The organism is Pseudomonas sp. FJ2-5-13, from assembly GCF_029201605.1.
GTDB classification, from domain to species: Bacteria; Pseudomonadota; Gammaproteobacteria; order Pseudomonadales; family Pseudomonadaceae; genus Aquipseudomonas; species Aquipseudomonas lactis.
In genome coordinates this window covers 4,709,952-4,733,955 of the sequence record NZ_CP104045.1, presented here as the reverse complement: position 1 = coordinate 4,733,955, position 24,004 = coordinate 4,709,952, and the positions used below count along the sequence as shown (strand labels likewise).

The following is a 24,004-nucleotide window of genomic DNA, read 5'->3' as shown; positions in this document are numbered from 1 at the left end:
GAGGAAAAAAGGCTTAGTCAGCGTGTCTATACACCGTTTTTAAATTGTCTTTCATTGACTAGTTTTGAAGTTTAATTTTGATAAGGTCTTTAGATGCAGTGAGTGAGTCTCTATAGAATATTCTATTTTTTTGCATAAAGATGGGGGGCTAAAGTCCTTTATTTCTATTTATCAATATTTTTGGTATGTATAAGAGTGTGAAATATAAAATCAAAGTAATGAAGTAGGTAATGAATAGTATGCCCGAGGAAAAAAGCGCATAGGTAAGTATGTTTTTCCCGAATAACCCCCATTTCAAATTGTGAGCGGCTAGGTCGTGCGGGTAAAAATAGCTCACGGATACGATCATGTAGATAAAGCACAATAAAACTACTGAGCTGAATAGATATTTGGTGATTGTCATGGTTGCATATTGATCAGCATCGATGACCATCCCCTTGCGTACCTTCAAGAAAAAGATTGCCGCAAATATCGGACCGAGCAAGCCAATGTAGTTTGTTATGACCTTGGAGCTGAAAGGGAAGTTAGACGACCAAAACCCTACCAGACCGAGCAGGTAGGTGTTTATGAAACTTTCAATCCTTGTGAAGGGCGCGGATGTAGCGTTTGCAGGAAAGAAAAAAGCTATGAGAAATATAGGTACCATGGTTAGTGCAATGAACAAATAGGGCAGCGGTATGGATTGTTTGATTTTTTTGTTCATTTTTTGGAGTCCTGATGTACGATTTTTAATGCTAACACGCTTGGGTCCGGACAAGGCTCGGCCTGCCCGGACCCTTTGTTTTAGTTAAGAATCATGTTGTTGATCTCATCGACCTTGGCAGCATCAAAATAGGCAGCCGTTGCTGCCATCATCAAGGCAACCACGACGACTCCTGCGGCAGCCGACGCAAAAACGGGGAAAAAGAACGCCATGCTGGTGGCGACCAAAATTCCCGCACCGGTGCCGACCGCCATTGCTTCAAGCTCAAGCATGAGAGGCTTCCAGTCGCCGGTTTGAAAACCGGAGACGGTTTTTTCTCGGATGGCTTCTGCTTGTACTACTTTACCGACTACACCGAATGCTTTCCCCAAACGGGTGATGTTATCCGCGAACGTCGCTTTATCCAGAGCATTTAGCGCATCGACTACTGCTTGCGTGTCCAACGCATTCAATTTCATTCTGGGGTTGGCACTGACTTTCTCAAAGGTGGCCATTGCCTCTGCATAACTTCTGATTTTCTTGCCAGAGATTTCAGCTTGCATGTCTTGGGCGACTTTGCTCAAGTTGGCACCATATTTTTGAAGCATGTGTTCATTGGCAGTCGATACGAAGCTGACAGCATCTGTATAGGCAGCCTTTTCGTCGGGTGTGAGTTCTTTTGTAACGGTAACTGCGGTTTCGCCTTTTATCACAACCTCAAAGGGCATAGCGCCATGAGCGTCCAGTACGCTTTGAAGCGTGTTAGCAGCCGCTTCGCCGATGGCCGCTTTAAAACCGGCAGGCATCGAATCGTACGTGTGGTTGGCTGCGGACACGGAGCCGGTAAATTGATAACTACCGTCCGGACTCTTATTGAGGGTGCCTTGCAAGGTCAGGGAAAGATTGTCTATCCATGTTGCAAGCTGCCAGGACGTAACGTCTGGGGTAAAAGGAATGTTGCCAATGGAAATCGGCGACGTTCCAATTGGCGCTGTGGCTAGAACATCATTGAACACAGCACTTGAGATGCCCGGTGAGTTCAGCCCGAACAGGTTGATTGAGGTCTCGGTTGGAGTGCCTTTGCCATAAAGAAAATGTCCAACGGCTGCGACCGGAGTCAGGTCACCGCCCGATAGGCCTGGGGAGGAGGTTACGCCACCTGAATGGAAATATTGCTGGGCGTAATTGAGACCATGACCAGAAGTCAGACCCGGATTAAAGTAAAGGTAGCTGTCTGCAAACGGCACCGATTGCAAGTCATGGACGATCCCTGGCGCTGGCCCACCGGTTATCCCCCAGGTGACCTGCTCGTTGGCGATTTTGATTAGCATCTCGCGCCATAGCCCTTGGCGATAATAAGCAAAGCGTTCCAGCATCTGCCCTTGGAACACAACTGCCGGGTTCGGCGCAGGAAACGGCAGGCCTCCTGGATTGGCCGGGTAACCAGGCTCGGTGGCCGTGACGACGATTGGTGGAAGGACGATAGTCATGAGTCGATATCCTTATCGATATATATTTCGGTCAATGGTTGGGAATTACCCCTCTGATTCGGCCTCGCCGCGCTGCTCGTTGGTAGCGAATAATCGGCATAAGATGAAGCCTGCCAATACTGTGTATCCGTACAGTTTTATTTGCAAGGCGATTATATGCATTTATGCATTTTTCTGATGTGCGGTTTATTTTCCGTGCTCACGAACGCCCCGCGTACCCGGCGGTTTGTCCTAAAAAGGAGGAACGATACGATGCTCACAGCCTCTTCCTGCAATTTCCGACATAGCTCGCTTCCCTCACGACGAGCGAACGCTGCGGTGGCCTCCTGAGATGAACGCGCATACCCCCTTGGCAGCCCTCGCCGGTAACTATCTTCACGGCGACATAGTGCCTGCCCACCGACATGATGAGGGCCAACTGGTCTATGCCATCAACGGTGTGATGCTGGTGTCGGTGCAGCAGACAACCTGGGTGCTGCCTTCCGGGCACGCGCTGTGGGTGCCCCCGGCGATGGAGCATCAGATCCGCATGACCGGCGAGGTGCGTATGCGCACCTTGTTGATCTCGCCGGGGGCGCACGGTCGGTTGGCGCAGGCGTGTGAGGTGATCAGGGTTTCACCCTTGCTGCGCGAGCTGATTGTGGCTGCTGGCGATGAGCCTGACAGCCAGCCGGCGTCGTTGCGTCATGTGCAGATTGTCGAGCTGATTTTCTCCGAGCTCGACCGCGCGCAGCGGGTGCTGGCGCATGTGTCGATTCCGGATGAGCCCAGGCTCAAGGCGCTGTGCGCGGATTTTATCGACAACCCTTCCCAGGAGTCGAAACTGGAACACTGGGCGGCGCAACTGAATATGAGTTCGCGCACCCTGGCTCGGCTGTTCCAGAAAGAGTTGGGCATGAGTTACGGCGAGTGGCGCAAGCGCACGCGGTTGCTGCTCAGCATGCAGCGGCTGGCCAGTGGGGCCTCCATTTTGGAGGTGGCCTTGGAGCACGGTTACCAAAGCCCGAGTGCATTTACCGCGATGTTCAAGCGCACCCTGGGTTACACGCCGAGTCACTGCCGCCTGGTCTGAATTCACTGCGATAACCGTGACTGGACCTTTGGCGAGGGGCGACGAAGGTCCAATGTGGCTGGCTTGCCTGCGAAAGCGGTAGTGCAGCAACAGATGCACCGACTGACACACCGCCTTCGCGGGCAAGCCCGCTCCCACATTTTTGAACGAGAGTTCGACGCCATCAGTGGCCGCGATTCAGAAGCGCCGTCCCACCTTGTCCCAATCAAAACGATGGTTGTCCAGAACTCGGGAGATGCGCACCCCGTTGCGCTTTTACCCTGCGTCTCTACTTGGCCTTCTGGATTTCTTCGATGGGTTCGCCTTCTTTTCCCCCACGGCATGGCCGTCTCTCGCTGCTCGGCTTGGCGGTGGCGTTGTTGGCGGGGTGTTCGTCCTGGATCGCCCATACACCGGCGCAGCCCCATCCGGAACGCATCAATGCCCTGAGTCGCCTGCCGCAAGGCGTGTCGGCCCAGGCATTGCCCGAGCGTTGGTGGCAGCTGTACAACGATCCGCAACTCGATGCGCTGGTGCAACAGGCGTTGCTGCACAACCGCGACCTGGCAGCGGCCCAGGCCCATGTGCAGGCGATGCTGGCCGGCATCATGCAGGCCGATGCCGAGCGCTGGCCGTCCACCCAGGCGTCAGTGGGCGCCGCTTACGGCAAGACCGCCGATGACCAGACCCTGGCCAAGGCCACCGACAGCCATGCGCCGTCGGAGTGGGCCTTCAACCCAGGCTTGGAGCTGGCTTATCAAGTGGATGTGTGGGGCCAGGTTCAGCGCACCATTGAACGGGCTCAGGTGCAAGCCGCGGCGGCGCAGGATGCCGAAGACCTGCTGCGCATCACGGTCGCGGCACAAACCACTCGCGCCTATGTGAATGCCTGCGCGCTGGGTGCGCGTGCCAAGGTCCAGCGCCATTCGTTGGACGTGGTAGGGCGCAGCCTGGCGTTGATTGATCGCCAGCGCCAGGCCGGTGTGGTGACGGACCTTGAATACAGCCGCATGCACGCCCTGCAAGGCGAAACCCAGGCGCTGTTGCCAATGCTGGAGGGGCGTCGACAAGCCGCGTTGTACGAGCTGGCAATGCTCACCGGCGTGGCTGATCTGGACCAAGGCACTGGCGCCGCGCTTTGTGAAGTGGTGCCCCAACTCAATGCCGAGTTGCCGGTGGACGATGGCTGGCAATTATTGGCGCGCCGCCCCGACATTCGGCAGGCCGAGAGAGCGTTGCAGGCGGCCACGCTGCAAGTGGATATCGTCCAGGCCGACCTGTACCCCAAGGTCACCTTCGGCGCTTCAGTGTCGTCCTCGGCCAATAAACCCCATGAGCTGGGCGACAGCAGCGCGCTGATGTTCGGCATCGGCCCGCTGATCACCTGGCAGTTCCCGAATTGGCAGGCCAACCGTGCGCGGGTCCAACAGGCGCGGGCGCTTGAGCAAGGGGAGGTGGCGCAGTTTGAGGCCAGCGTGCTCAAGGCCCTCAAGGAGGTGCGCCAGGCCCTGGCGTTATACGACGGCGAACGCCAGCGCCACGCGGCCCTGAGCCAGGCGCTGGAGAGCAGCCGCCAGGCTTACACATTGGCCCAATTCAACTATGAGGCGGGGGCGATCGACTTTCTCGACGTGCTGGACAGCGAACGTGAGCTGATCCGCTTGCAGGCCACGCGGGCCGACGCCGATGGCCAGTTACTGCAACGCCAGATCAGTCTGTTTCGTGCCCTTGGCGGCGGTTGGCAGCCTTCAACTCCCACCCCCACTTACACTACTTTTTCCGGTACCCAGCCATGAATATCGCCGTTGATGAAACAACTGCTGTCCAGGATGAACAGGTGGCTGAGCACAACTCACGGCGCAAAAGGCAGCTGCTCTTGCTGGGTGGCGCCGCGCTGTTAATCGCGGCGGCGGTGTTCGGCCTGTACTGGATGACGGTCGGCCGCTACCTGGAACAGACCGATGATGCCTATGTGCGGGCCGACTGGATTCCCATCAGCCCGAAGGTCTCAGGCTATGTGGCCGAAGTGATGGTAGAGGATGATCAGCCGGTCAAAGCAGGGGATGTGCTGGTGCGCATCGAGGACCGTGACTACCAGGCCCGCTTGGCACAGGCCCGCGCACAACTGGCCGAAACCCAAGCCTCGGTGGCGGCGCAAGAGGCCAACCTGCACGTCACCGACAGCCTGATCGCCCAGCAAAAAGCCGGCGTTGCCCAGGCCGAGGCCCACGCCCGCAGCGTGGCCGCTGAATTGCGCCGTGCGAGCCTGGATCAGCGCCGCTACGAAGGCTTGGTGCGCGATCACGCCGCCAGCGCCCAGCGCTTGGAAACGGCCGCCGCCAGTTACACCCAGGCCAATGCTGCGGTGGAAATTGCCAAAGCGATGCAGCTCCAACAGGAAACGCACTTGACCGTGGCCGTCACCCGCCGTCAATTGGCCCAGGCCTCGTTCCAGCAGCAGATAGCCCGGCGCAGCCAGGCCGAGGCGCAGTTGAACCTGGCAACGCATGCTCTGGAAGACACCTTGATCCGCTCGCCCATCGACGGCGTGGTGGGGCAGCGCAAAGTGCGTACCCGCCAATACGTCGCGCCAGGGTTGCCGCTGCTGGCGGTGGTGCCTTTGCAGCAGGCTTACGTCGTGGCCAACTACAAAGAAACCCAATTGCGCGATATGCGTGCCGGCCAACCGGTGGATATCAGCGTGGACAGTTATTCGGGACGCAAGCTCAAAGGCCATGTGGTGAGTTTTTCGCCGGGTTCCGGGGCGGTGTTCGCGCTGTTGCCGTCGGACAACGCCACCGGCAACTTCACCAAGATCGTGCAACGCTTTCCCGTGAAGATCGTCATTGATGAACATGACGAAGGCGGACCTATCCTGCCGGGCATGTCGGTGATCACCACGGTGGACACCCGCCCAGATGAGCAGGGCGCTACACATGACTGAAGCGGCTGAAAAGAGCGTCTCCTTTCGCGCCTGGGTGGCGGTGATCGGTGGGCTGTTCGGCTGTTTCATGGCCGGCATGAACGTGCACGTGACCAGCGCCGCGCTGCCGGAAATCGAAGGCTCCCTGGGGGCGACGTTCGAGGAAGGCTCGTGGATTTCCACCGCCTACCTGGTCGCGGAAATTGTGATGATTCCGCTGACCGCCTGGTTGGTGCAGGTGTTCTCCCTGCGACGGGTGATGCTCGTGGGCTCGTTTGTGTTTCTGGTGGCCTCCATTGCCTGCTCCTGGGCGCCCAACCTGCAAGTGATGATCATCATTCGGGTGATCCAGGGCGCTGCCGGCGCAGTGCTGATCCCCTTGTCATTCCAACTGATCATCACCGAGCTGCCGCCCAGCAAAATCGCGATGGGCATGGCCTTGTTCGCGCTGTCCAACAGCGTCGCCCAGGCCGCCGGGCCGTCCATTGGCGGCTGGCTGACCGATGCCTATTCCTGGCGCTGGATCTTCTATCTGCAACTGGCTCCCGGCATTCTCTTGCTGCTGGCGGTGGCATGGTCGATCGATGCCAAACCCATTCAGTTAAGCCTGCTCAAGCGCGGTGACTGGGGCGGAATCATCGCCATGATCGTCGGCCTGGGTGGCTTGCAGATCGTGCTGGAAGAAGGCGGCCGCAAAGACTGGTTCGGCTCCGATTTCATCGTGTGGATGTCGCTGATTGCCGGCGTGGCCCTGGTGTACTTCGTGCTGTCGCAGTTGTATGGCAGCCGCGCCTTCATCAACCTGCGCCTGCTCAAGAGCTACAACTTCGGCGTGGCCAGCGCAGCGATGTTTATCTTCGGCGCGGCCACCTTCGGCCTTGTGTTCCTGGTGCCCAATTACCTGTCTCAGTTGCAGGGCTACAACGCCCGGGAGATTGGCATCAGCCTGATCGCCTACGGCATGGTGCAACTGGTACTGGCGCCGTTCATGCCGCGCCTGATGAAGTGGCTCAACCCGAAACTGATGGTCGCCAGTGGCTTTTTCATCATGGCCCTGGGGTGCTATCTCGGCGCGCACCTGGACGTGGACAGCGCCGCCAACGTGATTATTCCGTCCACCGTGGTCCGGGGCATCGGGCAGCCGCTGATCATGGTGGCGCTTTCCGTGCTGGCGGTGTCTGGCCTGGCCAAAGATGAAGCCGGCTCGGCCTCGGCCTTGTTCTCCATGCTGCGCAACTTGGGTGGTGCCGTGGGCACGGCGGGCCTGACGCAGATCGTGGCCATGCGCGAACGCTTTCACTCTGAGCGGGTAGGGGAGTCGATCACGCTGTTTTCCCCCTCCTTGCAAGAACGCCTGCGCGCGAGCATGGCCGACAGCGAGGCTTTCATCTTCAACCAGCTCTTACCCGCTCAACAGCAGGTGATCGACGGCTTGATCCACACCGTGCGGCGCGAGGCGTACCTGATGGCCTACAGCGATGCGTTCTACGTGGCCTATGTCGCGTTGATCGTGTGCGGTGTCGCGGCCCTGGCATTACGGCAGTCAGCCAAAAACGCATAACCACGCCAAGCAGGTGTTGAATGTGTACAGCTCACTGCGTTGGGTAGGCGCCCACTATCCGCCCCCCGGAAAAAAGGAGCTCTCTTATGCAACAACCCGATACCCTGGTTCGTCACCCAGTCGGCAACCCTGTCGTCGCCCGCGTCAGCGTGAACGGCGATGCTCGCAGCGTGTGGAATGTGGTCGGCGATTTCGCCGGTTTCGCGAAGTTTATTCCGGCCTTGTCTCATATCGAGATGACCGGCGAGGGCGTGCGTTCGGTACGCAAGAAGTTGTTCAAGGACGGCAATGTGGTGATTGAGCAACTCAACAGCCATGACGATCAAGCCATGACCATGACCTGGTCGCTGATTTACACCTCCCTGAACATTGGCAACCTGTGGGCGCAGATGGAAGTGGTGCCCCAAGGACCGACCCAGAGCCTGGCGACCTGGACCATCATTGGCCAGCCCTACGCGGACGGCCAGGAAGACGTACCGGCGTTCGAAGCCTTCCTGCAAGGCTTTGCCGATGACGCGATGAAGAACCTACAGGCACTCTTCAACTGACGGGCACGCTGAAAATGTGCCTAGGTGTAGGAGCGAGCTTGCTCGCGAAAAATCCGAGGACGCCGCGTACTCTGAGCATGCCAGCGTCATCGTTGACGTTCTTCGCGAGCAAGCTCGCTCCTACAGTGGGGTGGGCATTACCCTTTAGTTGATGGCCTGATCAATCCCCGCCTGCAAGGCCTGGCTTTCACTGTGCCCACCCGCGCGCAGCGGGCCCAGGTTGAAGGCTTGGTCCTTGCGCGTGGCGTCGTCATGTTTCTGGGTCAATTCATCCTTGGCACCCAGGGCTAGGTTGACCGGTGACGTCGAAACGTTCAGCCCGACATCGGCACGGTAGTCGCTGCCGGCCAGTGTGGTTGCGGTGACCTTGGAGCCACCCAGCTCGACCTTGCCATTGGGCGCACTGATCCGCGCGCCCGTGAGCTGCGTATCACCCTTGACCTGCAGGTTGACGCCCTGGCTTGCGCGAATGCCTGACGCCTGGGTGACGCTGTCTTTGACCACATGGCTGACATCCAGATACAGGGTCGGGGTGTAGCTGGTGTTGCCGCTCTTGTCACCGAACAACACGTTCTCGGCAGTATTGGCCACCGTGCTGCCGGTGGTGTCTTTGCCACTGACGGTGTAGCTGTCGCTGGTTTTTGGCCAGACCTTATCCTTGAAGCCAGACAGGCGTGTGCCCAGGGCATCGGTCTTGTCTGCCAGGTAAGCCTTGGCCTTGTCCACGCGAGTGCCGAAGGCGCCACGGGGCTCTGGGTTCACGTCGTAGCTGCCACTGCGGGTGAGTTTTTCGCCCAGGCGTTCCTTGGCATTGACCACGCTGTTGACCACGCTGTCCTTGGCCGAAGCCAGATGCCCGGTGCCTTTGTCGACGACGTTCTCCAACTTGTCGCGATGCTTGTCGAACGCGCCTTCAGCCTTGGCTTGCACCTTGTCCTTGAGCGGGCCGGTGGTTTTGGCCAGTTTATCGACCACCCCCGGCTGGTTTTTTTCGACATCCAGCCTGGCGTCGACATTCACCTGGGTGCTGTTGACGTGGTCCTTGCGGCTTTCGACGACGAGGTCGCCGCCCACCGTGCCGCTCACCTTGTCGGCGTCGATACGCGCTCCGGCCAGATGGGTATCGCCGGCACTGTTGAGGGTGACGTCACCCGCCGTGATCACGCTGTTGTGCTGCGTGGTGCCTTGCAAGTGATCCACATCGACCTTGGCCCGCGCATTGATGCCGCGCTGGGTCTTGGGTGTCTCATGTTCACCGGCGTCGGCCAGGGTGGTTTTGCCGACGCTGCCGCCTGCGCCCAGGGTCACGCCCCAGTTGTTATGGGCCTGGGTCGATTGCGCGGACTCCTGCAGGATGCCGCCATTTTGCGCATCGAGGCTAACGCTGGCTGCGCTGACCTGAGTGCCCTGCAAGTGGATGGCATCGGTTGCATCAGCGCCGCTGGCGAGGCTGACGTTGCCGCTGCTGTGCAACTGCCCGACGACGGCGCTCTGGTCGTTTTCTGCCACTTTGCCAATGTTGAAGTTGGCGCTGAGGCTGCCGGTCTTGCTGCTGCTTTCGGCGCTGCTGGTCTTGCCGGCGCCGAGGGTCAGGCCGCCGCCCAGGTTGCTGCCATTGCTGACGTGGCTGTCGGTGGCGGCTTGCAGGTTCAGCTTGCCGCCGGCACTGAGGCTGATATCGCCAGCCTTCGCGCCCGTGCTGCCGATCTGCGTGCCTTGCAGGGTCATGTCAGCGCCACTGCTGAGCTGCACGGGGCCGCTGCCCCGGATGGTCGCGACCTGGGCTTGGCTGTCCTGGGTGTCCAGGCGCTTGTTATCCAGCTGCACACCGGCACCGAGGTTGACGTTGCTGCCATTGGCGCCGGGTGCGGTGCCCACCGTCAGTGAGCCGTTGCCGCGCAGCGTGCTGCTGTTTTTGCTCTGGGTGTCGGTGGCCTGGTTGAGCGCCAGCTCACCGCCGGTCTTGAGGTTGACCCCGGCCTGGCCGCCGTCGAACTGGCTGCCTTCATAACGGGCATCGCCCTTGGCCTCGATGCTCACGCCTTGGCTGGCCACATAGCTACCGACTACTGCTGTGCGGGTGGATTCGCGCACATCGCTGCTGCCGCCCAGGCCGCTGCCGCGCACGTTCACGTCTTCACCGGTGGTGGTGTAGACCCGCACGCCAGCCTTGGCGTCCACGCTTTGCTCGCTGCTGCTGTGGGTGTTGGCCGCTGCCGTGGCAAGGTGCTCGCCGGCCTTGATGTTCAGCCCGCCCTCGGTGGCGCGGTACTGGGTGCCCTCGTCCTGCAACGTGCCGGCTGCATTGACCTGTACCGTGGCGCCACTGAACTGGCTGACCACGGCGGTGCTGTCCTGCGTTGTGCCGGTTTTGTTCGTGTGGCCGACTTCCACATCCAGGCCGACATTGGGTTGCTCGAACGCGTCCAGCAAACCGGGCTGATGGAACTTGGCCTGGGCCACGCCCTCGACGGCTTTTTCGATCGGGCGGGTAATGCCTTTGTATTCCACATTGGCGCCGACGTCGGCGGTCCAGCCGTTTTCCTTGTGGGTGCTGGTCTCGGTGGAATGGGCGGCCTGGTTGTTAATCTGGCCAGCGTTGACCTGCAGCTCGGCGCCGGCCTTGGCCTGTGCACCCTCGCTGGTGAAGGTGTTGCCAGCGTTGATGGTCAGCTTGCCGGTCGCGGCCACGGCGCTGGTTTGCGCGGTGGTTTTTTCAGTGGTGTCTTGGCTGCTTTGGTGGCTGAACTGAGCGCCACTGCCTGCGCGATCAATGCCGCCGGTGTAGTAGAAACTGCCGCCGGTGGTGGTTTCGTCGACGGCTTCGGTGCGCTTGTCGTGGGCGGCCAACAGCTCGACGTTCTTGCCGCTGACGGTGGCATCGCCTGCGTTTGCCTTGAGGTCCGAACCCTGGATGCTCACATCGCCACCGGCTTTTACCACGACGCTGCCGCCCTTGAGGCTGGAAGCCTGCTGCTCGGTGGTGTCGGTCGTGCGGGTTTGCTGCTGGTCTTCATAGCTCAAGCCCGCACGGTACTGGCGGCTGACACCCTCGGTTTCCTTGGCGTAGCCATCGAAGCCACGGGTATGGGTGCGGGTAGTGTCATGGGTGGTGTTCTCGGCGGCAACGACCTTGACATCGCCTTTGGCATCCGCCTGCAGTTCGCCGCCAGCCGACACCTGAGAGCCACTGACGCGGATGTCCTGAGCGCTTTGCAGCTTGAGGTTGCTGTCCGAGCGCAGGTCGCTGGCGACCACGGTGCTGTCCTTGAGGTTCTTGCGGCTTTCATCCTTGGAGATGCCGAAGAACTTGCTGTCATTGCTGTAGCGGTTGTCGTGGGAGGTGTCCTGCACGCCGTCGATCACCAGCGAACCTTTGTCGCTGATGACACTGGCCTGCTTGCCGCCCCGGGCCTGGCTGCCGCTGATGCGCACGTCGTCGGCCTTGACGATCAGCTTGCCATCGGCGTTGACCTTGCTGCCGGTGTTCGACGTCTTGCCCTGGTTGCCGTCGCCGTTCTTGCCGAAGAAGCTGCCGCCGGTGAGGTCGCCGGAGTAGGCGTTGTCGCGGCTGCTCTGGGTACGGCTGGCGCTGGTGATTTCCACCTGCCGGGCGGCCAGTTGAATATCGCCGGGGGTTTTCAGCTCGGCGCCTTGCAATTGCAGCTTCTGTTGGCTGGTCAGCTCCAGTGCCTTGCCGGCCTTGAGGCTGCTGGTGATGCTGCGTTGTTCGCTGCTGGATTTATCCCAGTTGGCTTTCCATAGGTGTTTGCGATGGTTGCCTTGGTCGCGGGTTTCATGGGTTTCGGTGGCGGCGTTAACGTGCAGGTCGGCACCGCTGTCGACGCGCAGGGTGTTGCCCGCTTCCACATGGCTGGCTTTGATCTCGGTATTGGCGCCGGAAGACAGCGCGGCATCCTGTTGCGCCACGACCTTATTGCCGTGCTGGCGCGAGTCTTTGTCGGTGGTGGTGCGGTCGTAGGTTTCGTAGGTGAACAGGAAGTTGCTGTTGTTCCACTGCTCACGCTTTTCCTGGAGCTTGCGGCTTTCCAGGCTGCTGAGGGTCAGGTTGCGGCTGGCGTCGAGTTTGACGTTGCGCCCGCTGACGTCGGTGGCGGCCAGGTTCAAGTCCTTGGCACTGTGCAAGTCGATATCGCCCTGGCGGCTGTGCACGCCAGCGCGGGTGGCGTCGAGGCTGTCGGCACGCACCTGGCCGCTGATATCGAGGTCACCGGCCGAACTGATCTTCACCCCGTCAGTGCCTTGCACCTGCACGCCGCCCACACGCACACCGGCGCCTTCGGCGGTGCTGATGATGTTGATGCGCCCGGCCTGCATGGCGCCGAACAGGCGCGCGTCGATGCGTTGGTCCTGGGTCTTGCTGGCCGGGTCCACCTGGCGCACTTGCCCGCTGGCGAAGTCGACCTGATTGCGGCCCACCGTGAGGTTCAATTGATCGCGAGCACTGAGGCGACCTTCGCTGTCGATGCGCGGCGCGATCAGGTTGATGGAGCCTTCACGGTTTTGCAGGCCCTGGCCTTGCACTGTCAGTTGGCCGTTGGCATCGCGGGTGCTCAAGGCTTGCAGCTTGCCGTCGTTGAGTTCGGGGCGGCCGACCACCAGGTTGGCATTGGGCGTGTTGATGAAACTGCCGCCATTCACCGAAATGCCGTTAGGGTTGGCCAGCACGTAATCGGCCGCCTGGCCGAAAATCTCCTGGGCGCCGTTGAGAGTCGAGGCGTTGCGGCTGATCACTTCGTTGAGGATCACGCTCGCCGCCTGGCCCTGGAACTGCGGGTTGGCCGCCAGTTGCCCGGCGAGTTGGGACTGGCCGGCCTGCAAGGCGTTGTTCAACACCACACCCTGGCGGTCGACGTTGTAGTCCAGGAACTGGTTATGGGACAGGCCACCGGCGTTCGGTGCGACGATGTTGACGATGGGTACACCGCCCTGGTTTTGCAGTTGCGGCGTGCCGCCAGGGCCTTCGACGACGGTCAAGCCTGCGGCGAGCGCGAGCTGTGGCAGCAGGAACAGGCTGGCAATGGCCCAGCGCAGTTTGCCCTGGGGTGAAAGGTGGAAGCTGTGTGGAGTAGTCGGCATAAATAATCTCGCTCTGTGTTGGCTGATCCACGACGCGCGTTGTGCGTTGCAACGCTGCTGGGGTGGTCAGGTACGGCGGTGACTCAGGCTAAACACGGGTGTGGGCTCATATCTGCACGCTAAGGCGCGTCAGCCAGACCTCCGGCTCCTGGCGAAAACCTGTGGGGGTGTTGAGGTTGCGTTGGTAATCGACGTCGAGCTGCACGTTCTTCCAGCTCAGGTTGAGCCCCGCGCTGGCGCCGCTCAGGCGTTGGCTCTGGGCGCCGTGTTCGTGCTTGACCCAGCCGTTGTCCAGGCCCAGGCGCGGGGTGAGCTTTACCGGTAAGTCAGTGTTGAGCGGCAGGCGCAAGGTGTTGCGCCATACCGCGCCAATAGCACCGGAGCTGCTGTTTTCGCGATAGCCGCGCACAGCCGAGTCATCGGTAATCAGCAGTTGTTCGATGGCGGGCAATGCATCCGGGCTGTATTGCACCGACAACTGGCTTTGCCACTGCCATGGCTGCGTTGACCATTGGCCGTTGCGCCATTGGGTGAGGTTGGCGCGGTACTTTTGAAACTGCGCCTTGGGCCGGTTTTTCTGCACTTGGTCGGCATCCCGGTCGGCGCCGAACCAGGTCAGGCCCTGGGCGTAGTTGACGTCCAGGTTCCACACCGCGCTGTTGAGCCAGAACAGGTTCAGGCCCGCTTCGGCCACGGTGAGCGTGGGGCTCTGGATGTCCAGGTGTACCTTCTGCAGGTAGCTGTCGACGTCTTTGTAGGCCAGCTGCAGGTTGGCGCTCAGTTGATGGCCCTGGTCGCGCCACAGCACGCGGTCGCTGCGCAGGCTGACCTGATCGGTGCGGCCACTGTTGTAAAACGTGGTGCGGCTGAGCTTGAACGGCGAGCGGTACTCGGCATGGCTGGCGAACAGGCTGTAGGTCCAGTAACCGTAAGGGATGGAGTAGAACAGGCTGTGGCTGCGGCTGTAGCGCGGCCCATGGTTGAGCGTGTCGCTGAAGCTCAGGTTGAGCGAGTCGTTGATTTGCAGCGGGCTGTCCAGGCTCAAGTTGATGGCATTGCGATCACGCCCGGTGCCAGCGCTGCCGAGGTTATCCACCCCCAGGCCCAGGGCCCAGCGCGAGGCACTGCTGCGCGAGCGCAGGATGATGCGCGACGCGCCCGCCGTGCTGCCTGGGGCGATGTCGGCGGTGAGGTCCACCGAGCGCAGGCGGTTGAGCTGGTCCAGGCCCTGTTCAAGGTCTCGCAGGTTCAGGGGTTTGCCGAGCATCCCGGGGAATGCCCCGCCTAATGAAACGGGCAGGCTCTGGTCGGCCAGTTCGATGGCTTCCAGGTAGCCTTCTTCGACGTGAATATCCAGCGGTTGCCCGGCGGCGGGCGCACTGATCAGGTAGGGGCGGCTGGCGATATAACCGGCCTCGACATACAGCCGGGTGATCTCGGCCAGCAGGCGGTTGATCTGCGTGACGCCCATGCAAGGCGCCACGTAGGGCTCGATATGTTTATTCAACTGGGCACGGCTGAACAGCGTGACCCCGGCCAGGCGCGTACCGCTCAAGGGCCAGCAGTGTTCATCCTTGGCGATGTCTGTTGGCAAGGCCGGTGTGGCCGCTGGTGTACCGAAGCTGCCACGTTGCATCTGGCGTTGGCGCTGCTCCAGTTGTAATTGCTGCAGGTCGCGTTGCTGTTGCTGCTGCAAGCGCAGGGCTTCCTGGCCTGGCTGCGGCGCCTCGGCGCCAGCCACGGGCAGCGCCCACAAGCAGAGCAGGGCGATGCCCAGGTTCCGGGTACAGCACAAGTGTCCGGTTGAGAGCAGGTTTGGCACTCGACATCCTTAACGTAGAAATACACACGATCCATACCGTCTGAGCCAACGTTGAACTCAGCGGTAATTGCCCTACTTGAGTGAGTGGTCGACGGTTTGTTACATCGCTGTAGGATTTATTACACAAGACGTAAGAAAAATCGCGTAATTCAGTGCATAAATGCACAAATTTAGTGCGCGCCGGGGTGAGGGGACCTGATATTCCTGATTTTTCAGAGGCGGGAGAGGGGCCAGGGCGGTTTTGATTGTTGTGCGAGCGTCACCTAATCGGCGTTTCACGGCCAGGGATTGAGCACTTTGCCTGGTCACCAGATTAGGCTTTTGAATCCATTGGATATTCTGTAGCCTTGCGCAGCTTTAGCTTTACCCGTGCTTGATGAACAAAAACACTTCGTCCGGCGGCGCCCGAAGGGCTCCGGAGCCGGTGGTACACTCGACTTTCGCGCTACTGCGCCTGCAGGTCTTGCGAACATGACGCACATTTCCGAACGCCTACTGGTTCAAGCCCACCTCGACGCCAAGCAGCCCAAGGTGCTCAGCGCTGCCGAAGAGGCGAGCCTGCGAACCGCCATTGCCGCCGAGCTCAAGGCTCAGGACGCGGTGCTGGTTGCCCACTTTTATTGCGACCCGGTGATTCAGGCCCTGGCCGAAGAAACCGGTGGCTGTGTTTCCGATTCCCTGGAGATGGCCCGCTTCGGCGCTGCCCACCCGGCCAAGACCGTACTGGTAGCCGGCGTGCGCTTCATGGGCGAGACCGCCAAGATCCTCACGCCGGAAAAACGCATCCTGATGCCGACCCTGGAAGCCACCTGCTCCCTGGACCTGGGTTGCCCCGTGGATGAGTTTTCTGCGTTCTGCGATCAACACCCCGAGCGCACCGTGGTGGTGTATGCCAACACCTCGGCGGCGGTCAAAGCCCGGGCGGATTGGGTGGTGACTTCCAGCTGCGCGCTGGAAATCGTCGAGAGCCTGATGGACAACGGCGAGACCATTATCTGGGGCCCGGACAAACACCTGGGCACTTACATCCAGCGTCAGACCGGCGCCGATATGCTGTTGTGGGACGGTGCCTGCATCGTCCACGAAGAGTTCAAGTCCAAGCAGCTTGAAGACATGAAAGCGCTGTACCCGGATGCGGCGATCCTTGTGCACCCGGAGTCACCGACTTCGGTGATCGAACTGGCGGACGCAGTGGGCTCCACCAGCCAACTGATCGCCGCTGCGCAACGCTTGCCGAACAAGACTTTTATCGTCGCCACCGACCGCGGCATCTTCTACAAGATGCAGCAGCTGTGCCCGGACAAAGTCTTCGTCGAAGCGCCCACCGCCGGTAACGGCGCAGCCTGCCGCAGTTGCGCGCACTGCCCGTGGATGGCGATGAATACGCTGGAGCGTACGTTGCAGTGTTTGCGTGAGGGCAGCAATGAGATCTTCGTGGAACCGGCGGTGATTCCGCAGGCGGTACGACCGCTCAAGCGCATGCTCGACTTTACCCAGGCTGCACGGTTGAAACTGGCCGGCAACGCCTGATCTGAGACTGAGCACTGATCAAAATTTGGGAGGCTTGCCTGCGATAGCCATAGGTATCTACACAACGTTGTAGCCTGTAGCAGCCGACGGTAACCACGATGCGAAGCGAGCCGCTCTTGATCTTGATCTGCTTTTGATTTTAGGCGCCCCGTTAAACCACGCTGGCCGGAATTCGACAGGGATTTGGGGGGTAAACCGGCAGGGATGCCGGTTTAGCCGCCCCGCGCCATGGATGGCGCGTGGCGGCGGCCCCCCAAATCACTGGCGGATTACGGGCACACCGAGCCTGGGCGAGGTGCCGAGTGGTGGGGCAAGAGCGTTTTGCTTACTTTTGCGCTGTTCAAAAGTGAGCCGCCGTCAGGGCGGAACCCTAAGCGGCCGTTACCGCAGCAATGGATATGTACCCAATCCAACCGTGTTGACCGCCAGGCCGCCTTCGCGAGCAAGCCCGCTCCCACAGTTTTGACCGCGGAGTGTCAGGTAGAGAAGTGTCGGCTGGTAGGCCGCCATCGCAGGCAAGCCAGCTCCCACAGTTGATCTGCGATGCGCTTGAGTTATTTCTTTGGCTTCGGGATCCGCACCAGTTGCGTATCCGAATAGATGTCATGCCAGCTGCGCTTGTGTTTATCAAACAACGACCAGATAAACCCCAACCCCACGCACAACCACGACGCTATCGACACCACAAAACGCAACAATGCCTGCCACAGGCTGATCCGTGACCCGTCGGCGTTTTGCACGCGCACGCCCCACACCTGCATGCCCAGTGTCTGCCCGGAATGGGTCCAGAACTTGGCGAAGAACCCAAACAGCACAAACAACAGGATCGTCGACAGCAACGGGTCACCGTCCAGCGCGCCGGACTCGGTGAGCGTGCGCATCTTCGCTTCGCCCACGAAGGCGATCCACACCAGCTTGTAGATAAACGCGGTGACGATCAGCAAGGCAGTGCACAACAGGAAATCGTAGAACATCGCTGCCAGGCGGCGGCCCAGGCCAACGGCGGGGAACTCGCCCTGAGGGCTCAAGAGGGGTTTGGACATGGCAGGGCTCTCTGGAGAAAGCACGCAGTTTACGCAATGGCGCCCATAAAAAAGCCCCTGATGTCATATCAGGGGCTTTTTGTCGCAGGAAGGATCAGCCTTCTGCTTGGACTTCGTCAGCCTGCAGGCCTTTCTGGCCTTGAACTGAAACGAAGGTGACTTTCTGGCCTTCCTTCAGGCTCTTGAAACCGTTGCCCTGGATAGCGCGGAAATGCACGAACAGATCCGGGCCGCTTTCAGGCGTGATAAAACCAAAGCCTTTTTCGTCGTTGAACCACTTGACGGTACCGCTCTGACGTCCACCTTTATCCGACATTTTCTTCTTTCCTTTGACGCTAAAAATTAATGACAGCCCCTTTCACACGAAAGAGTACTGGGCTGGGTTGCAGGAAAGTTAAGAGACGTCGAACGGGTTGTAGCAACTACTTTAGCTACTGCCCAGGTCCAGGTTCCAAGCGACCCATGCAAACACAGTGGGCAAACTCTACGCCAACTAAGATGAAAAAAACAAGCCCTGGGGCAGGCCCCGATTTTGCTGGGTCTCATGACACTTTGTTGAATGTGCTGATAGCGACTTATTCGATAGAGTTATTCACTTGTTATAGGGCGTCAGCTATAAAAACGTCTATCGTGAATGCACTGTTTTATGGCGGTTGCGTTACAGTTTAGTGCACGTTAACGCAACCGCGTTACTTATAGAAACAGTCAATCAGCCGCGGTAGTAACGTTGCGGAACGAATGGCATTTTACTTACACGTAGTGGCACCTTTTTCCCACGTACCATTGCGCAAACTTCGGTATCCAGTGCGACAAATGCGCTGTCCAGATAACCCATCGCCAGAGGGCCGCCCAAGGTGGGGCCAAAGCCGCCGCTGCACACGCTGCCGATCACAGTGCCCTGGGCATCGACGATTTCTGCGCCTTCCCGCACCGGGGTACGCTCCTGCGGCAGCAGGCCTACGCGTTTGCGCGCCACACCGGTTTGTTGCTGGGTGAAGATGCGGTCGGCGCCGGGGAAGCCGCCGGCCCGTGCACCATCGGCACGCCGGGCCTTGGAGATCGCCCACAGCAGGCTGGCTTCGATCGGCGTGGTGTCGGTGTTCATGTCGTGACCGTACAGGCACAGGCCGGCTTCCAGGCGCAGCGAATCGCGGGCACCCAGGCCGATGGCCTGCACTTCGGTTTCGGCCAACAGGCTGCGGGCCAGGCTCTCGGCATTGGCTGCCGGCACGGAGATTTCAAAGCCGTCTTCACCGGTGTAACCGGAGCGGCTGACGTAGCAGTCCACGCCCAGCAAACGCAGGGTGGCAAATTGCATGAAAGTCATCTGGGTGACTTCAGGGGCCAGGCGCGCCAATACTTTCACGGCCGCCGGGCCTTGCAGGGCCAGCAGGGCGCGTTCTTCGAACAGCGGTTCGATGGTGCATTGGTCGCCGATATGTGTGCGCAGGTGCGCCAGGTCCTGGTCCTTGCAAGCCGCGTTGACCACCAGGAACAGCTCGTCGTTACCCAAGTTGGCGACCATCAGGTCGTCGAGGATGCCGCCTTGCTCATTGGTGAACATCGCATAGCGCTGCATGCCCACCGGCAGGTCGATGATATCGACGGGCACCAGGGTTTCCAGGGCCTTGGCGGCATTTGCGCCGGTGAGGCGAATCTGGCCCATGTGGGACACGTCGAACAACCCGGCCTGTTCACGGGTGTGCAGGTGTTCTTTCATCACGCCCAAGGGGTACTGCACCGGCATGTCGTAGCCGGCGAAGGGCACCATGCGTGCGCCCAGTTCCAGGTGCAGGGAATGCAATGGGGTTTTCAACAGGGTTTCGGTGGACATATTCAGCTCCTGAAAAACGTGCCGACGCGCTTGTGGGCGTCAGCACTCGATAATGTTGACCGCCAAACCGCCACGGGCGGTTTCCTTGTATTTGCTTTTCATATCGGCGCCGGTCTGGCGCATGGTGCGGATGACCTTGTCGAGGGACACGAAGTGCTGCCCATCGCCACGCAGGGCCATGCGTACCGCATTGATCGCTTTCACCGAGCCCATGGCATTGCGCTCGATGCACGGCACCTGCACCAGCCCGCCAATCGGGTCGCAGGTCAGGCCGAGGTTGTGTTCCATGCCGATCTCGGCGGCGTTTTCCACTTGGGACACGCTGCCGCCCAGCACTTCGCAGAGGGCGCCTGCGGCCATGGAACAGGCCACGCCGACTTCGCCCTGGCAGCCGACTTCGGCCCCTGAGATCGAAGCGTTTTCCTTGTACAAAATGCCGATGGCGGCGGCGGTGAGCAAAAAGCGCACCACGCCGTCTTCGTTCGCGCCGGGGATAAAACGCATGTAGTAATGCAGCACGGCGGGAATGATCCCGGCCGCGCCGTTGGTGGGCGCGGTGACGACGCGCCCGCCATTGGCGTTTTCTTCGTTGACTGCCAGCGCATACAGGTTGACCCAATCGAGCACCGACAGCGGGTCGCGCAGGGCCGACTCCGGGTTCTTGCACAACTGCCGGTGCAAGGCCGCTGCCCGGCGCTTGACCTTCAAGCCTCCGGGCAAGATGCCTTCATTGCGACAGCCGGCATCGACGCAGTCCTGCATGACCTGCCAGATCTTCAACAAACCGCTGCGGGTTTCTGCTTCCGGGCGCCAGGCGCTTTCATTGGTCAGCATCACCTGGCTGATAGACAGGCCATAGGTGGTGCAATGGCCAAGCAAGTCCTTGGCGTGTTTGAACGGGAAGGTCAGGGGCGTGGCGTCTTCGACGATACGGTCGGCGCCGGCGGCGTCTTCATCCACCACAAATCCACCACCGACCGAGTAGTACTCGCGGCTGCGAATCTGGATACCGGCGGCGTCAAAAGCGCGGAAGATCATGCCGTTGGGATGATAGGCAAGGGGTTTGCGAATCATCGCCAGGTGTTCTTTCTCGTTGAACGCAATGCTGTGTTCGCCGAGCAGGTTGAGGCGCCCGTCACTGCGCATCTGCGCCAGGCGTGCAGCCACGGTTTCGGTATTCACGGTGTCCGGGTGTTCGCCTTCCAGGCCCAGCAACACGGCCTTGTCGCTGCCGTGGCCTTTGCCGGTGGCGCCCAGCGATCCGTAGAGTTCCACCTTGATGCCGGTGGTAGCCTCCAACAGGTTGTCACGCTTGAGCCCCTCGACGAATCGAGCGGCGGCACGCATCGGGCCGACGGTGTGGGAACTGGAGGGGCCGATGCCAATCTTGAACAGGTCGAACACGCTAAGGGACATGGTTGTTCTCCGGTTTCTTATTATTTTCTGAAAGCCGACTCGGTCAAATGTGGGAGCGGGCTTGCTCGCGAATGCGGTCTTTCAGATGTTGATTATTTGACTGACCCACCGCATTCGCGAGCAAGCCCGCTCCCACATTTTTGACCGGGTGCATTCTCAGGTTATGCGTAGCTCTCGATAGAAGGGCACGCACACACCAGGTTGCGATCACCAAACACGTTGTCGACCCGGCCAACCGGCGGCCAGTACTTGCCTTCGATCAACGACGCGACCGGGTACACCGCTTGTTCACGGCTGTAAGGGTGGCTCCATTCGCCCACCAGTTCCGCTGCCGTGTGCGGCGCGTTCTTGAGCGGGTTGTCGTCTTTGTCGAGGGTGCCGTTTTCTACCGCGCGGATTTCTTCGCGAATGGCGATCATGGCGTCGCAGAAGCGGTCCAGTTCTTCCTTGGATTCACTTTCGGTCGGCTCGATCATCAAGGTGCCGGCCACCGGGAACGACATGGTCGGCGCGTGGAAACCAAAGTCGATCAGGCGCTTGGCCACGTCGTCCACGCTGATGCCGCTGCTGTCTTTCAACGGGCGCAGGTCGAGGATGCATTCGTGGGCCACCAGGCCATTGCTGCCGGTGTACAGCACCGGGTAGTGCTCTTCCAGGCGGCGGGAAATGTAGTTGGCATTCAGGATCGCCAGCTGCGACGCACGCTTGAGGCCGGCGCCGCCCATCATGCTGATGTACATCCAGGTGATCGGCAAAATGCTGGCGCTGCCGAACGGCGCGGCGCATACCGCGCCCTCCTTGCGTTCCATGGCGGCGTGGCCGGGCAGGAATGGCGTGAGGTGCGACTTGACGCCAATCGGGCCAACGCCCGGGCCGCCACCGCCGTGGGGAATGCAGAAGGTCTTGTGCAGGTTCAGGTGGGACACGTCGCCGCCGAATTTGCCCGGTGCGCACAGGCCGACCATCGCGTTCATGTTGGCGCCGTCGATGTACACCTGGCCGCCGTTGTCGTGGATGATCCCGCAGATTTCGCGGATACCTTCCTCGAACACTCCGTGGGTGGACGGGTAGGTGATCATCAGCGCGGCGAGGTGCTCGCGGTGCTCGATGGCCTTGGCGCGCAGGTCTTCGATGTCGACGTTGCCGCGGGCGTCGCAAGCGGTGACCACCACGCGCATGCCGGCCATGTTGGCGGTGGCCGGGTTGGTGCCGTGGGCTGACGACGGGATCAGGCAGATGTCGCGACGTTCTTCGCCACGGCTCTGGTGATAGGCGCGGATGGCCAAGAGGCCTGCGTATTCACCCTGGGAACCGGCGTTCGGCTGCAGGGAGATCGCGTCATAACCGGTGGCCGCGCAGAGCATGGCTTCCAGTTCGCTGGTCAGTTGCTGGTAGCCGGCGCTTTGCGCAGCGGGGGCGAATGGGTGCAGGGCGCCGAACTCGGCCCAGGTCACCGGGATCATTTCGCTGGCGGCGTTGAGCTTCATGGTGCACGAGCCCAGCGGGATCATGGTGCGGTCCAGGGCCAGGTCCTTGTCGGCCAGCTTGCGCAGGTAGCGCATCAGCTCGGTTTCCGAGTGGTAGCGGTTGAACACCGGGTGGCTGAGGATCGGCGACTGGCGCAGCAAAGCGCTCGGCAGGGTGCTGTCGGTGGTGGTAAAGGCCGGCAGGGTTTTGCCGTCGGCGAAGATCGCCCACAACGCCTGGATATCGGCCTGGGTGGTGGTTTCGTCGACCGACAGGCCCACGCGCTCGCCATCTACCACACGCAGGTTGATGCGCTGGGCGCGGGCCTTGTCGTGCAGGGCTGCGGTGTGGGCGCCGGTGTGGATTGTCAGGGTGTCGAAGAAGTGTGCCTGCTCGACCTTCTGGCCCAGGGCCGTCAAGCCCTTGGCCAGGATCGCGGTCAACTGGTGAATGCGCTGGGCGATCTGGGTCAGGCCTTTGGGGCCGTGGTACACGGCGTACATGCTGGCGATGTTGGCCAGCAGCACTTGGGCAGTGCAGATGTTGCTGGTGGCTTTCTCGCGGCGGATATGTTGCTCGCGGGTCTGCATGGCCAGGCGCAGGGCCGGCTTGCCGAAGCGGTCGACGGAAACGCCGACCAGACGGCCTGGCATGTCGCGCTTGAACGCATCCTTGGTGGAGAAGTATGCCGCGTGCGGGCCACCAAAGCCCAGTGGTACGCCAAAGCGTTGTGCGCTGCCAATGGCGACGTCGGCACCGAATTCGCCTGGCGGCGTCAGCAGGGTCAGGGCCATCAGGTCGGCGGCCACGGCGACCAGTGCGTTGGCGGCGTGGAAGCGTTCGGTCAGTTCGCGATAGTCGAACACGTCGCCGTTGCTGGCCGGGTATTGCAGCAGGGCGCCGAAGAACGGGCTGACATCGGTCAGTTCGCGCTCATCGCCCACCACCACATCGATACCCAGTGGCTCGGCACGGGTGCGCAGCACGTCGAGGGTTTGTGGGTGGCTGTGCACCGACGCGAAGAACGCGTTGCTGCTTTTGTTCTTGCTCAGGCGCTTGCAGAAAGTCATGGCTTCTGCGGCGGCGGTGGCTTCGTCGAGCAGGGAGGCGTTGGCGATCGGCAGGCCGGTGAGGTCGCTGATCAGGGTCTGGAAGTTCAGCAGGGCTTCCAGGCGGCCTTGGGAAATCTCCGGCTGGTACGGCGTGTAGGCGGTGTACCAGGCCGGGTTTTCCAACAGGTTGCGCAGGATCGGCGACGGTGTGTGGCAGTTGTAGTAGCCCTGGCCGATGTAGGTCTTGAACAGTTGGTTCTGGCTGGCAATGGCCTTGATCTTGGCCAGGGCTTGGGCTTCGCTCAGGCCGTCTTCCAGGCCGAGCACGCTGGTGCCCTTGATGCTTTCCGGGATCACGCTGGCGCTTAGCGCTTCGAGGGAATCAAACCCCAGGCTGGCGAGCATCTGCTGCTCATCTTCCTGGCGCGGGCCGATGTGGCGGGCGATGAATTCGTTGGCGGTGGTCAGATTAACGGTCATGGCGC

At 60.6% G+C, this 24,004-nt stretch carries 14 protein-coding genes; 6 read left to right on the top strand and 8 right to left on the bottom strand.

What is annotated here, in order from left to right:
- Nucleotides 1–783 precede the first annotated feature (783 nt).
- Nucleotides 784–2,172 carry a lipid II-degrading bacteriocin gene (locus N2A98_RS20910; protein WP_275622594.1) on the bottom strand — a complete coding sequence of 463 codons (1,389 nt, stop codon included), beginning with the start codon at nt 2,170–2,172 and terminating at the stop codon, nt 784–786.
- Between the two features lie 331 nt (nt 2,173–2,503).
- Between N2A98_RS20910 and N2A98_RS20905 the strand changes: the two genes are divergently transcribed.
- The 5 genes from N2A98_RS20905 to N2A98_RS20885 all read left to right on the top strand — a co-directional run bounded on the left by N2A98_RS20905 (nt 2,504) and on the right by N2A98_RS20885 (nt 8,255).
- Nucleotides 2,504–3,244 (top strand): helix-turn-helix transcriptional regulator, encoded by a 741-nt coding sequence (locus N2A98_RS20905; RefSeq protein WP_275622593.1) that lies wholly within the window; start codon nt 2,504–2,506, stop codon nt 3,242–3,244.
- Between the two features lie 293 nt (nt 3,245–3,537).
- Nucleotides 3,538–5,019: a TolC family protein gene (locus tag N2A98_RS20900; RefSeq protein WP_275622592.1), complete on the top strand. Its 1,482-nt coding sequence runs from the start codon at nt 3,538–3,540 to the stop codon at nt 5,017–5,019.
- Nucleotides 5,016–6,167, top strand: coding sequence for an HlyD family secretion protein (locus N2A98_RS20895; protein WP_275622591.1), 1,152 nt, complete (start codon nt 5,016–5,018; stop codon nt 6,165–6,167). The genes N2A98_RS20900 and N2A98_RS20895 overlap by 4 nt, the downstream gene beginning before the upstream one ends.
- The gene (locus tag N2A98_RS20890; protein ID WP_275622590.1) at nt 6,160–7,707 is read left to right on the top strand and encodes an MDR family MFS transporter; all 1,548 of its coding nucleotides are present in this window, start codon (nt 6,160–6,162) and stop codon (nt 7,705–7,707) included. Before N2A98_RS20895 ends, N2A98_RS20890 begins: the two co-directional genes overlap by 8 nt.
- Nucleotides 7,708–7,793: 86 nt before the next feature.
- Complete coding sequence (locus N2A98_RS20885; protein WP_275622589.1) at nt 7,794–8,255, top strand: SRPBCC family protein; 462 nt, start codon at nt 7,794–7,796, stop codon at nt 8,253–8,255.
- A 144-nt stretch (nt 8,256–8,399) separates the two neighbouring features.
- Here N2A98_RS20885 and N2A98_RS20880 read toward each other — a convergent pair whose 3' ends face one another.
- Together N2A98_RS20880 and N2A98_RS20875 are read right to left on the bottom strand one after the other, a co-directional pair.
- Entirely contained in the window at nt 8,400–13,355 is a 4,956-nt protein-coding gene (locus N2A98_RS20880; RefSeq protein WP_275622588.1) for a hemagglutinin repeat-containing protein, read from the bottom strand.
- A gap of 106 nt (nt 13,356–13,461) precedes the next feature.
- Nucleotides 13,462–15,132 carry a ShlB/FhaC/HecB family hemolysin secretion/activation protein gene (locus N2A98_RS20875; protein ID WP_275623627.1) on the bottom strand — a complete coding sequence of 557 codons (1,671 nt, stop codon included), beginning with the start codon at nt 15,130–15,132 and terminating at the stop codon, nt 13,462–13,464.
- Between the two features lie 516 nt (nt 15,133–15,648).
- Here N2A98_RS20875 and nadA point away from each other — a divergent pair.
- Complete coding sequence (gene nadA, locus N2A98_RS20870) at nt 15,649–16,707, top strand: quinolinate synthase NadA (protein ID WP_003193840.1); 1,059 nt, start codon at nt 15,649–15,651, stop codon at nt 16,705–16,707.
- Between the two features lie 554 nt (nt 16,708–17,261).
- Here the strand turns inward: nadA and N2A98_RS20865 are convergent.
- The 5 genes from N2A98_RS20865 to gcvP form a co-directional block, all read right to left on the bottom strand.
- Nucleotides 17,262–17,750, bottom strand: a complete 489-nt coding sequence (locus tag N2A98_RS20865; protein ID WP_003193838.1) for an RDD family protein — start codon at nt 17,748–17,750, stop codon at nt 17,262–17,264.
- Between the two features lie 94 nt (nt 17,751–17,844).
- The gene (locus N2A98_RS20860) at nt 17,845–18,066 is read right to left on the bottom strand and encodes a cold-shock protein (protein WP_014719702.1); all 222 of its coding nucleotides are present in this window, start codon (nt 18,064–18,066) and stop codon (nt 17,845–17,847) included.
- A gap of 393 nt (nt 18,067–18,459) precedes the next feature.
- Entirely contained in the window at nt 18,460–19,584 is a 1,125-nt protein-coding gene (gene gcvT, locus N2A98_RS20855) for a glycine cleavage system aminomethyltransferase GcvT (protein ID WP_275622587.1), read from the bottom strand.
- 39 nt (nt 19,585–19,623) lie between these two features.
- On the bottom strand, nt 19,624–21,000 hold the full coding sequence (locus N2A98_RS20850) for an L-serine ammonia-lyase (RefSeq protein WP_032895533.1): 1,377 nt from the start codon (nt 20,998–21,000) through the stop codon (nt 19,624–19,626).
- 161 nt (nt 21,001–21,161) lie between these two features.
- A complete protein-coding gene (gene gcvP, locus N2A98_RS20845; RefSeq protein WP_069558608.1) occupies nt 21,162–23,999 on the bottom strand; it encodes an aminomethyl-transferring glycine dehydrogenase in 2,838 nt (945 codons plus the stop codon).
- Nucleotides 24,000–24,004: the final 5 nt, after the last annotated feature.

Coding starts and splice junctions, on each gene's coding strand:
- N2A98_RS20895 (WP_275622591.1), top strand. CDS start 5,016: ATGAATATCGCCGTTGATGAAACAACTGCTGTCCAGGATGAACAGGTG.
- N2A98_RS20905 (WP_275622593.1), top strand. CDS start 2,504: ATGAACGCGCATACCCCCTTGGCAGCCCTCGCCGGTAACTATCTTCAC.
- gcvT (WP_275622587.1), bottom strand. CDS start 19,584: ATGTCCACCGAAACCCTGTTGAAAACCCCATTGCATTCCCTGCACCTG.
- N2A98_RS20900 (WP_275622592.1), top strand. CDS start 3,538: ATGGGTTCGCCTTCTTTTCCCCCACGGCATGGCCGTCTCTCGCTGCTC.
- N2A98_RS20890 (WP_275622590.1), top strand. CDS start 6,160: ATGACTGAAGCGGCTGAAAAGAGCGTCTCCTTTCGCGCCTGGGTGGCG.
- N2A98_RS20860 (WP_014719702.1), bottom strand. CDS start 18,066: ATGTCGGATAAAGGTGGACGTCAGAGCGGTACCGTCAAGTGGTTCAAC.
- N2A98_RS20910 (WP_275622594.1), bottom strand. CDS start 2,172: ATGACTATCGTCCTTCCACCAATCGTCGTCACGGCCACCGAGCCTGGT.
- N2A98_RS20885 (WP_275622589.1), top strand. CDS start 7,794: ATGCAACAACCCGATACCCTGGTTCGTCACCCAGTCGGCAACCCTGTC.
- nadA (WP_003193840.1), top strand. CDS start 15,649: ATGACGCACATTTCCGAACGCCTACTGGTTCAAGCCCACCTCGACGCC.
- N2A98_RS20865 (WP_003193838.1), bottom strand. CDS start 17,750: ATGTCCAAACCCCTCTTGAGCCCTCAGGGCGAGTTCCCCGCCGTTGGC.
- N2A98_RS20850 (WP_032895533.1), bottom strand. CDS start 21,000: ATGTCCCTTAGCGTGTTCGACCTGTTCAAGATTGGCATCGGCCCCTCC.
- N2A98_RS20880 (WP_275622588.1), bottom strand. CDS start 13,355: ATGCCGACTACTCCACACAGCTTCCACCTTTCACCCCAGGGCAAACTG.
- gcvP (WP_069558608.1), bottom strand. CDS start 23,999: ATGACCGTTAATCTGACCACCGCCAACGAATTCATCGCCCGCCACATC.